8 protein-coding genes and 1 pseudogene are annotated in these 10,733 nt (G+C 65.9%); 4 read left to right on the top strand and 5 right to left on the bottom strand.

Annotated features, from left to right (window positions below):
* Positions 1–508: pseudogene (locus Q0627_RS14785) on the bottom strand (excinuclease ABC subunit A); the annotation flags it as partial.
* A 93-nt stretch (positions 509–601) separates the two neighbouring features.
* Here Q0627_RS14785 and Q0627_RS14780 point away from each other — a divergent pair.
* Both Q0627_RS14780 and Q0627_RS14775 read left to right on the top strand, forming a co-directional pair.
* Positions 602–1,315 carry an MBL fold metallo-hydrolase gene (locus Q0627_RS14780; protein ID WP_298811025.1) on the top strand — a complete coding sequence of 238 codons (714 nt, stop codon included), beginning with the start codon at positions 602–604 and terminating at the stop codon, positions 1,313–1,315.
* 48 nt (positions 1,316–1,363) lie between these two features.
* On the top strand, positions 1,364–3,709 hold the full coding sequence (locus Q0627_RS14775; RefSeq protein ID WP_291014117.1) for an ATP-binding domain-containing protein: 2,346 nt from the start codon (positions 1,364–1,366) through the stop codon (positions 3,707–3,709).
* 12 nt (positions 3,710–3,721) lie between these two features.
* On the opposite strand, the gene Q0627_RS14770 is transcribed toward Q0627_RS14775, so the two are convergent.
* Positions 3,722–4,162 carry a universal stress protein gene (locus tag Q0627_RS14770; RefSeq protein WP_291014115.1) on the bottom strand — a complete coding sequence of 147 codons (441 nt, stop codon included), beginning with the start codon at positions 4,160–4,162 and terminating at the stop codon, positions 3,722–3,724.
* Between the two features lie 238 nt (positions 4,163–4,400).
* Positions 4,401–6,557 (bottom strand): excinuclease ABC subunit UvrB, encoded by a 2,157-nt coding sequence (gene uvrB, locus Q0627_RS14765; protein WP_291014113.1) that lies wholly within the window; start codon positions 6,555–6,557, stop codon positions 4,401–4,403.
* Between the two features lie 75 nt (positions 6,558–6,632).
* Here uvrB and Q0627_RS14760 point away from each other — a divergent pair, with 75 nt between their 5' ends.
* Complete coding sequence (locus Q0627_RS14760; protein ID WP_298811020.1) at positions 6,633–7,163, top strand: DUF402 domain-containing protein; 531 nt, start codon at positions 6,633–6,635, stop codon at positions 7,161–7,163.
* A 13-nt stretch (positions 7,164–7,176) separates the two neighbouring features.
* Here the strand turns inward: Q0627_RS14760 and coaE are convergent, their stop codons facing one another.
* The gene (coaE, locus tag Q0627_RS14755) at positions 7,177–8,073 is read right to left on the bottom strand and encodes a dephospho-CoA kinase (protein ID WP_291014107.1); all 897 of its coding nucleotides are present in this window, start codon (positions 8,071–8,073) and stop codon (positions 7,177–7,179) included.
* 118 nt (positions 8,074–8,191) lie between these two features.
* Positions 8,192–9,670, bottom strand: a complete 1,479-nt coding sequence (rpsA, locus tag Q0627_RS14750; RefSeq protein WP_298811018.1) for a 30S ribosomal protein S1 — start codon at positions 9,668–9,670, stop codon at positions 8,192–8,194.
* Between the two features lie 235 nt (positions 9,671–9,905).
* Here rpsA and Q0627_RS14745 point away from each other — a divergent pair, with 235 nt between their 5' ends.
* Positions 9,906–10,730 (top strand): class I SAM-dependent methyltransferase, encoded by an 825-nt coding sequence (locus Q0627_RS14745; protein WP_298811016.1) that lies wholly within the window; start codon positions 9,906–9,908, stop codon positions 10,728–10,730.
* The last annotated feature ends 3 nt before the right edge of the window (positions 10,731–10,733 follow it).

Below are 10,733 nucleotides of genomic sequence, written 5' to 3'. Positions count from 1 at the left end.
GTTCGGCGAACAGGTCGACGAACTCGCCCTTGCGGGTGCGCACCACCGGCGCGAGTACCTGGAACCGGGTGCCTTCACCCATCTCCAGCACCTGGTCGACGATCTGCTGCGGGGTCTGTTTGGCGATCAGTTCGCCGCATTCGGGGCAGTGCGCCTTACCCGCCCGCGCGTACAGCAGACGCAGGTAGTCGTACACCTCGGTAATGGTGCCGACAGTGGAGCGGGGGTTGCGATTGGTGGACTTCTGGTCGATCGACACCGCCGGCGACAGACCCTCGATGAAGTCGACGTCGGGTTTGTCCATCTGCCCGAGGAACTGCCGGGCATAGGCCGACAACGATTCGACGTAGCGGCGCTGGCCTTCGGCGAAGATCGTGTCGAACGCGAGCGACGACTTGCCCGACCCGGACAGCCCGGTGAAGACGATCAGGCTCTCGCGTGGCAAATCCACGTCGATTCCGCGCAGGTTGTGCTCGCGCGCCCCGCGAACGATCAGACGGTCAACCACTGGCACTTCCTCAACTCACTAGGCGAACAGACGTGCGATCGGCTCTCCACTGTACCCCGCATCGGGTGCTGCTCCGCGGGATAACCTGACCACATGAGCACGCAGCCCACAGCCATCTCCGACACATACACCGGTGACCTGTCACAATCACCCGATCCGCAACGGCGCACGCTGGATTCGGCGACGATCGTGAAGTTGTCCGTCGGCCCGATGGACAACAACGTGTACATCGTGACCAGCCGCGCGACCGGCGACCAACTCATCATCGACGCCGCCAACGACGCGGACCGGATTCTCGCGACGGTGGCCGCCACCGGCGGGCGCCCCGCGCTGCTGTTCACGACGCATCACCACTTCGATCACTGGCAGGCATTGACCGAAGTCGCGGCTGCCCTGAAGGTGCCGACAGCGGCGGGTCGTCTCGACGCGGCCGAGCTTCCCGTCACCCCCGACCGCCTCGTTGACGACGGCGACCGGATCGTCGTGGGCGACCTCACCTTGGATGCTATCCACCTGGTGGGGCATACCCCTGGATCGATCGCGCTGGCGCTGACCGACGGCGATCGGGGTGAGCGCAGCGACGGGGGCGGTGACACCGTGCACCTGTTCACCGGCGACTGCCTGTTCCCCGGCGGGGTCGGCAAGACCTGGAAGGACGGTGACTTCGAGATTCTCCTGGAGGACGTGTCCGAGAAACTGTTCGGCCGCTACGGCGACAACACCGTGATCTACCCGGGGCACGGCAAGGACACCACGCTGGGAGCCGAAAGGCCGCACCTGGACGAGTGGCGCGAGCGTGGCTGGTAGGAACTCGTCTCGCCGGGGTACGGCCGATTCGCGGGTAAACTGGATCGAATGTGCGTCTCAGATGGGCCCGGATCAGCGGTGACCACCCAGCACGACGATCTCGGCACAGCCGACGGTTCTGACTCAGGGGTGATCTCTGTGTCGCCCGTCGCAGTGGAGCAGGAGCATCTCGACCTGACGTATGCGCGTCTGGACCGGATGCGTGCCACGACCAACCGGCGGCTCGCGGCAGCCCTGCGGGAGGATGGCGACTCCCCTCAGGCATTGTCCGAACGTGAGTCGTACGAACGCCTGTACACCGAGGATCTCACCAAATTCGATGCGGCCGAACACAATCTGTATTTTGGCCGACTTGATCTCGATGACGGCGAGATCCGGCGTATCGGGCGCATCGGCATCCTCGATGACGACGACGCCGACAGCACCCTGCTGCTCGATTGGCGCGCTCCCCTCTCGCGCCCGTTCTATCTCGCCACCCCGGCAGCCCCCGAATCGGTGGAGATGCGGCGCCACATCCGGACTCGCAACCGCACGGTACGGGCTGTCAACGACGAGTACCTGACCGGCGATCGCGCCGGCGCTGATCCCTCGTCGCACGGTGATGTGGTCAACGAGTCGGCATTGGTCGCCGCACTCAACGCCGCCCGCACCGGCGAGATGACCGACATCGTCGAAACGATCCAGCGCGAGCAGGACATCATCATCCGGTCGACGCACCGCGGTGTGACCGTCATCCAGGGCGGCCCGGGAACGGGCAAGACGGCGGTGGCATTGCACCGTGCCGCGTACCTGCTGTACACGCATCGGGACACTTTGTCGCGCAGCGGAATCCTGATCGTCGGACCCAACGACGACTTCCTCGAGTACATCGGTCAGGTGCTGCCGTCGCTGGGCGAGTCGGGGGTTCTGCTGTCGACGATCGGCGACTTGTTCCCGGCGGTGAGCGCGGGGGCCACCGACAGCCGCGAGGCCATGGCGGTCAAGGGCAATCTGCGCATGGTGGACGTGATCAAACGGACGGTGCGCTCCTACCAGTCCCTGCCATCGAGTCCGGTGCCGGTCACGTTCGACACCTACGAGGTGCAGATCACTTCGGATCTGGTGAAAACGGCCCGCGCCAAGGCCCGTGGCTCCCGCAAGGCACACAATCAGGCGCAGCGGATCTTCGTGCGGGCCGGGCTCGACGGCCTCGCACACGCCCACGCGCGAACGATCGGCGCCAGCCTGATCGACGGTTCGCAGCTCCTGAGTCCCGGCGACATCTCCGACATCCGGGACGAGATGGCACAGGACCCCGATATTCGGAGGGAACTGCTGCGCTTCTGGCCGACGCTGTCGCCCCTCGATGTCTTGCGCGATCTGTACGGCGATCCGGCCGCGATCCGTCGGGCCTCCCCCGGCTGGTCCGACTTCGACCGCGATGCCCTCCACCGCACCACCGCGGCACGACCCGAGGGCGCCGACCTGTCCCCTGCCGACGTCCCGCTGCTCGACGAGATCGCCGAGCTCATCGGTTTCGGCACCGAGGACGACGAGCGAGAGCAGCAGGCCCGTTGGCGCAGGCAGCTCGCCGAGGCTCAGGAGGCGCTCGACATCCTGACCGGCTCGGCACCGCAGGACCTCGAGGACGACCTCGATCCCGAGATTCTGATGGCCTACGACCTGATCGACGCCGAACAACTCGCACAGCGCCAGACCCGGCGCCGCAATCTCACCACCGCCGAACGCGCCGTCGGCGACCGGCAGTGGGCGTTCGGTCATGTGATCGTCGACGAGGCGCAGGAGTTGTCGGCGATGGCGTGGCGGATGCTGATGCGGCGGATTCCCAACCGCTGGATGACGATCATCGGGGACACCGCCCAGACCGGCGATCTCGCCGGCACCCGATCGTGGCAGGACGTGCTGGAACCGTACGTGGCCAAGCGGTGGCAGCTGCGTGAGCTGACGGTCAACTATCGCACTCCCGCCGAGATCACGCGCTACGCCAATCGCGTTCTGCACCACATCAATCCGGAACACTCGCCGCCGACATCGTTGCGCAGCAACGGAATAGAGCCGTATGCGGTCATGGGCTCGCCGCTGGCCGCGGCGGTCGTCGGGGCGCTGGGCGACTGGCCGGGCCTGACCGCGGTCATCGCACCCGACGACGAATGCGCCCCCATCATCGCCGCGCTCGACACCGGTGTCGCGGCAACCGCCGATGTGCGGGTGCTGACGGTGACGACGTGCAAGGGCCTCGAGTTCGACAATGTGGTGGTCGTCGAACCTGCGGCGATCCTGCGGCAGTCCCCACGCGGTCACAGCGACCTCTACGTGGCTCTCACCCGCGCAACACAGCGGCTCGTCGTTGTGCACGACGAGCCGCTGTGTGAAGAACTGTCAGATCTGCCCTGAGACGGGCAGAGCCTACGTGGTGTGGACGATCAGGACGTCCGAGGCCGACTTACGCGCGACGTCGGCGGGAACCGAACCCAGCAGACGTCCGGCGATCGAGTTGAGTCCGCGGTTGCCCACAACCAGCAGGTCGGCCGAGACATCGGTGACCAGTTGCAGCAGAGCGTCGACCGGGGCGCCCTTGACCGGACGCAACACCACGTTGACGGCGCCGGCCTTGGCGGCACGTTCCTTGGCCGTCCGCAGCACCTCTTCAGTGGGCGTGGAGCCCTGGATCTGGTAGGCCTCGTCCTTCAAGATGTCGGCAGCCTCGCCCGGTCCCCGGTCATTGGGAAGGTACGCGCATGCGATGACGAGTTTGCCGTCCCCGGCCAAAGCACCCGCACGTTCCACCGCCCTCAGCGACGACTCAGAACCGTCGGTGCCGACGACGATCGTTTGGTATGCGCTCATCCATATCCTCCATAGCTCGGCTTGTCGCCATAGGTCGATTATCACCGGCCGGTCGACCGGCTGGAGTGCCAGGTGGATATGCCCGCCTGACGAACCCCTTGATTCGCGACAGTAGCGGGAGGGTAACAGTTTTGTCGCCGATTCGTGGCGATCAGCACATCGGCACGCCGATAGTCATCCAGAACGGACCATGTGTCCGCTGACTCCCGGACCACCATGGCATGACTTGCCGGGGACACTACCGGATACCGGCCGCGTCCATACCCCGAAGTTCCTTCTTCAGGTCGGCGATCTCGTCGCGTAGCCGGCCTGCCAGTTCGAACTGCAGGTCACGGGCCGCACTCATCATCTGTTCGGTGAGCTGGCCGACGAGATCGGCCAACTCGGCACGCGGCATCGCCGACGTGTCACGCTTCTCGATCACCCCGGCGCTGCCCTTCGCTTTGGAGACCTCGCCCTGGGCACGACGGCCCCGGCTCGCGTTACGGCCCGAACCGCCGACCGCCACCGTGTCCTCGGCCTCCCGGTACACCTGATCGAGAATGTCGGCGATCTTCTTACGCAGCGGCTGCGGGTCGATGCCGTGTTCGGTGTTGTAGGCGATCTGCTTCTCGCGGCGCCGCTCTGTCTCCTCGATGGCATTGCGCATCGAGTCGGTGATCTTGTCGGCGTACATGTGCACCTGCCCGGACACGTTGCGGGCGGCGCGGCCGATCGTCTGGATCAGCGAGGTGGTGCTGCGCAGGAATCCCTCCTTGTCGGCGTCGAGGATCGCCACCAGCGACACCTCCGGCAGGTCGAGGCCCTCGCGGAGCAGGTTGATGCCCACCAGCACGTCGTACTCGCCGGTGCGCAGCTGACGCAGCAACTCGACACGGCGTAGCGTGTCGACCTCCGAATGCAGGTAGCGCACCCGGATACCGAGTTCGAGCAGATAGTCGGTCAGATCCTCGGACATCTTCTTGGTGAGCGTGGTGACCAGCACCCGTTCGTCACGTTCGGTGCGCACCCGGATCTCGTGGATCAGGTCGTCGATCTGCCCCTTGGTCGGTTTGACGATCACCTCGGGATCGACCAGGCCCGTGGGCCGGATCACCTGCTCGACGAACTCGCCCTGGGACTGTCCGAGCTCGTACGCCCCCGGCGTGGCCGACAGGTAGACGGTCTGCCCGATCCGGTCGACGAACTCGTCCCAGGTGAGCGGCCGGTTGTCGACGGCCGACGGCAGCCGGAATCCGTAGTCGACGAGGTTGCGTTTGCGGGACATGTCGCCCTCGTACATCGCGCCGATCTGCGGCACCGTCACATGCGACTCATCGATCACCAACAGGAAGTCGTCGGGGAAGTAGTCGATGAGCGTGGCCGGCGCGCTACCGGCCGGACGGCCGTCGATGTGCCGCGAGTAGTTCTCGATGCCCGAGCAGAATCCCACCTGCCGCATCATTTCCAGGTCGTAGCTGGTGCGCATCCGAAGTCGTTGTGCCTCAAGCAGTTTACCCTTGGCCTCCAGATCGGCGAGGCGCTGCTCAAGCTCCTCCTCGATGCCGGCCATCGCCTTCTCCATCCGCTCCGGTCCCGCAACGTAGTGCGTGGCCGGGAAGATCCGCAGCGAATCCACCTCCCGCACGACATCTCCCGTGAGCGGATGCAGGTAGTAGAGCGCCTCCACTTCGTCACCGAAGAACTCGATGCGCACCGCGAGTTCCTCGTACGACGGGATGATCTCGACGGTGTCGCCGCGGACCCGGAAGCCGCCACGCGTGAACGACATGTCGTTGCGCGTGTACTGCACGTCCACCAGCAGCCGCAGCAGCGCGTCACGGTCGACGTCCTGCCCCACCGACAGCTCGACGGACCGGTCCAGATAGGACTGCGGTGTACCCAGACCGTAGATGCACGAGACCGACGCGACCACCACCACGTCACGCCGCGAAAGCAGATTGGACGTGGCCGAATGCCGCAGCCGCTCCACGTCGTCGTTGATCGAGGAGTCCTTCTCGATATAGGTATCGGTCTGCGCGATGTACGCCTCGGGTTGGTAGTAGTCGTAGTACGAGACGAAGTACTCGACGGCGTTGCCCGGTAACATCTCACGCAGTTCGTTGGCCAGCTGCGCGGCCAAGGTCTTGTTCGGTGCCATCACCAGGGTGGGCCGCTGGACCCGTTCGATGAGCCAGGCGGTGGTAGCCGATTTACCTGTACCCGTCGCACCGAGCAGCACGATGTCCTTCTCCCCGGCCTTCAGCCGCCGTTCGAGATCGTCGATCGCCTGTGGCTGGTCGCCCGCCGGCTCGTACTCGCTGACCACCTCGAAGTCCCCGCCGGTGCGGGCGATGTCGCCGACGGGCCGGAACTCGGAATGCGCGATCACCGGATGTTCTGCTGCAAACGCCATAGCGCCAGGGTAAACCCGATCTAGGACAGGTTCGTTCCTCAGCAGTCGTCAGACCCGCCCGATAGGGTTTCGACCATGACCGACGCAGTGCACCCGCCCAAGTACGAGGTCTTCGACGTCCCCGCGATGACCAACACCGACAACAAGGGCTTTGTGCGTCCGGTGCAGGAGTACCGCGAGACTTCGTACGGCCTGTACATGTCGCGGACGGCCGACCACGCCAAGTTCAATCACATGCAGACGTGGCTGCTCCCTGCGCTGGGATTGCGCGCCAACATCTTTCACTTCACCGAGGGACACCGGCCGGGGCAGCGTCTCTATATCGATGTCGGCCGGTTCCGCGGTCCCGACGACGCCGGTCGCTGGCATGCCACCGACTGGTATCTGGACCTGGTCGACGTGCCGCCGCGGCCGCTCGAGCTGATCGACGTCGACGAGTTGTTCGACGCCTGTTCGGCCGGCCTGCTCAGTACCGCGGATGCGCAGGAGGCGGTGTTCGTGGCGACTCGCGCGCTGGTGGGTGCGGCCGACCACGATCACCGCGTTCAGGACTGGCTCGACGCGCAGGTCGGTGAACCTCTGACCTGGCTCGATTTCGAGCGCTGACCGGCTATCGGGCCTACGTGGTGACGCTCACCGCTGCGGGCCGACCGGCATCGGCCGAGATGAACTGTCCCGGCGCCGCGGCGGCGAAGCCACCGGCCGGCAAGGCCCGGGCAATCGCCAGCGCTGCGTCGTCGTCTCGGGCGACCACGTGCACAGACGTCACCGGGTCGCTCGATCGCACCTCGACCGTCGTCGCGTTGGCGCCGCACAGTGCCCACAGCCGGTTGGTCAGGCGCGAGCTGAGCGATGCCTGGTCGGGATCCTGCGCGACCAGCGCCGGGTCCGGCGTCACGACCTGCCCCAGTCGCACCGCGGCTTCGAGCGGGACCAGCCGCTCATCCCACAGCCGCGCCGCCGCGTCGGCGAGTTGCTCCGGTGTACCCGAGTTGTCGAGCCAGGCGTCGGCGACCGCGCGCCGTTGATCGTCGGTGGCCTGGGCGGCGATCCGGGCGCGCGCATCGGCCTCGTCGAGGCCGCGGGAGGTGGTGAGCCGGTGGACGCGCAGTTCTTCGTCGGCCCCGACGATCACCACGAAATGGAAGAACGGTGCCGAATGATTCTCAACGAGCAGTGGGATGTCTTGCACCACAATCGCATCCGTGGGCGCAGCATCGAGGAGCGCCTGGGTGCGCGCGCCGATCAGCGGGTGGGTGATGGCGTTGAGCTTCTGCCGCTGCTCGTCGTCGGAGAACGCCTTCGCCGCGAGCGCAGGCCGGTCGAGCGATCCGTCGGCGGCCAGGATCTCCTGCCCGAAGGCGTCCACCAGTTGGCGCAGGCCTTCCGATCCCGGTTCCACCACCTCGCGGGCGATCTTGTCGGCATCGATAAGGTACGCGCCCCGGTCGGTGAACGTCTTGGCAACGGTCGACTTGCCCGCGCCGATGCCCCCGGTCAATCCCACTCTGATCACGCCGTCCAGTCTGGCAGACCGGTATGTCCGCGATCACAGTGGTACGTGTCGGTACGCCGATGACAACAGCGCCCCGGCTCGTGGTGAGCCGGGGCGCTGTTGCTATGCGGTGATGCGATCAGGCGTTGCCCGAGAGCTTCTCGCGCAGTGCGGCGAGCTGCTCGTCGCTCGCCAGCGAACCGCCCGACGATGCGCCGGTCGAGGACGACGACGATCCGCCACGGTTGCCACCCTCAGAGGAGGACGACGAGTAGTCCGACGGTGCGGCAGCGGCCTCGGCGGCTGCGGCGGCGAACTTCTCCATCTGGGTGGTGTGCATCTTGTGGCGACGCTCGGCCTCGGCGTAGCGGGCTTCCCATTCCTTCTGCTGGGTTTCGAAGCCTTCGAGCCATTCGTTGGTCTCGGCGTCGAAGCCCTCGGGGAAGATGTAGTTGCCCTGCTCGTCGTAGCTGTCGGCCATGCCGTACTTCGACGGGTCGAACTCTTCGGTGTAGTCCTCGTTGGCCTGCTTGAGGCTCAGCGAGATCCTGCGACGCTCCAGGTCGATGTCGATGACCTTGACCATGGCGTCGTCACCGACGGCGACAACCTGATCCGGCACCTCGACGTGACGCTCGGCCAGCTCGGAGATGTGGACCAGACCCTCGATGCCCTCGTCGACGCGGACGAACGCACCGAACGGCACCAGCTTGGTGACCTTGCCGGGCACGATCTGACCGATGGCGTGGGTGCGGGCGAACTGACGCCACGGGTCTTCCTGGGTGGCCTTGAGCGACAGCGACACGCGCTCGCGGTCCAGGTCGACGTCGAGGACCTCGACGGTGACCTCGTCGCCCACGGCGACAACCTCGGACGGGTGGTCGATGTGCTTCCAGGACAGCTCGGAGACGTGCACCAGGCCGTCGACGCCGCCGAGATCGACGAATGCGCCGAAGTTGACGATCGAGGACACGACGCCCTTGCGGACCTGGCCCTTCTGCAGCTGGTGCAGGAACTCGCTGCGGACCTCGGACTGGGTCTGCTCGAGCCAGGCACGACGCGACAGGACCACGTTGTTGCGGTTCTTGTCGAGCTCGATGATCTTGGCCTCGATCTCCTTGCCGATGTACGGCTGGAGGTCGCGGACGCGACGCATCTCCACCAGCGAGGCGGGGAGGAAGCCACGCAGGCCGATGTCGAGGATCAGGCCGCCCTTGACGACCTCGATGACGGTGCCCTTGACGGCCTCGTCCTTCTCCTTGAGCTCCTCGATGGTGCCCCAGGCCCGCTCGTACTGAGCGCGCTTCTTGGACAGGATCAGGCGGCCTTCTTTGTCCTCCTTGGTGAGGACCAGCGCCTCGACCTCGTCACCGACGTTGACGACCTCGGAGGGATCGACGTCGTGCTTGATCGACAGTTCGCGGGACGGGATGACGCCTTCGGTCTTGTAACCGATGTCGAGCAGAACCTCGTCGCGGTCCACCTTGACGATGGTGCCTTCCACGATGTCGCCATCGTTGAAGTACTTGATCGTGGAGTCGATGGCGGCGAGGAAGTCCTCGGCCGAGCCGATATCGTTGACGGCTACTTGCGGCGAGGAAATCGTGGGGGACGACATATGTTGAGTTGCTCCGGACAGGGTTGTAGTAGGTACTGAAATGTCTGATTGTCGCTCACAGTGACCCGCGTCCGGCCGCCACGGAGTCGGGCAGAACCGGGTGCGAAAACACTCCGAACCACGCGCAAAATCGTACGCGCGCGCAATCAAGGCTACTCCAGGCGCGTTGTGCTGGGCAAATGAGCTGCGCACCCACCGCGACCGGCATGTGCACGCGCCCTACACTGGGCGTGCCATGAGTCCTGATCAACCGCACCTGCCGCGCCCGTTGGCCGATATCGACTCGACGGTCAGCGAACACGCGTCCCGCTGGTGGTGGGACCACGACGCCGACGACTACCACGACGAACACGGTGATTTCCTGGGCGCGGCCCGCCCGGGCGGCGAGTTCCGGTGGTGCCCGGAAGGACTCACCGAAGCCGAGGCCGGGTTGCTCGGACCGGTGGAGGGCAGGTCGGTCCTGGAGGTGGGCTGTGGTTCAGCGCCGTGCGCCCGATGGCTGACCGCCCGGGGAGCCCATGTGATCGGACTCGACCTGTCGCGAGAGATGCTGCGGCACGGCCTCAATGCGATCGCCGGCGACGACGCGCCCACGCCCCTCGTCCAGGCGACCGCCGAGTCGCTACCGTTCGCCGACGCCTCGTTCGACGTCGCGTTCTCCTCGTTCGGCGCGATACCCTTCGTCGCCGATTCGGCGCTCGCAATGGGCGAGGTGGCGCGCGTCCTGCGGCCCGGCGGGCGGTGGGTGTTCTCGGTCAATCATCCGATGCGGTGGATGTTTCCCGACGACCCCGGCCCGGCCGGACTCACGGTATCCATTCCGTACTTCAGCCGCACCCCGTACCGCGAGACCGACGACGACGGCAACGTCACCTACGTCGAACACCACCGCACGATCGGTGACCGCGTACGCGAGATCGTCGGGGCGGGACTGATCCTCGACGACATCATCGAACCCGAATGGCCGGACGGTTTCGAGGAAACGTGGGGCCAGTGGAGTCCGTTGCGCGGCAGCTACTTTCCCGGAACGGCGATCTTCTGCTCACACAAGCCGGGTTGAATC

The organism is uncultured Gordonia sp., from assembly GCF_937858515.1.
Lineage (GTDB): Bacteria > Actinomycetota > Actinomycetes > Mycobacteriales > Mycobacteriaceae > Gordonia.
This window is presented reverse-complemented; position numbering and strand designations above follow the sequence as displayed.

What these genes read in the sequence shown, in the direction of transcription:
- rpsA (WP_298811018.1), bottom strand. Translation starts at nt 9,670, where the DNA reads ATGTCGTCCCCCACGATTTCCTCGCCGCAAGTAGCCGTCAACGATATC.
- Q0627_RS14760 (WP_298811020.1), top strand. Translation starts at nt 6,633, where the DNA reads ATGACCGACGCAGTGCACCCGCCCAAGTACGAGGTCTTCGACGTCCCC.
- Q0627_RS14780 (WP_298811025.1), top strand. Translation starts at nt 602, where the DNA reads ATGAGCACGCAGCCCACAGCCATCTCCGACACATACACCGGTGACCTG.
- Q0627_RS14770 (WP_291014115.1), bottom strand. Translation starts at nt 4,162, where the DNA reads ATGAGCGCATACCAAACGATCGTCGTCGGCACCGACGGTTCTGAGTCG.
- Q0627_RS14745 (WP_298811016.1), top strand. Translation starts at nt 9,906, where the DNA reads ATGAGTCCTGATCAACCGCACCTGCCGCGCCCGTTGGCCGATATCGAC.
- uvrB (WP_291014113.1), bottom strand. Translation starts at nt 6,557, where the DNA reads ATGGCGTTTGCAGCAGAACATCCGGTGATCGCGCATTCCGAGTTCCGG.
- Q0627_RS14775 (WP_291014117.1), top strand. Translation starts at nt 1,364, where the DNA reads ATGTGCGTCTCAGATGGGCCCGGATCAGCGGTGACCACCCAGCACGAC.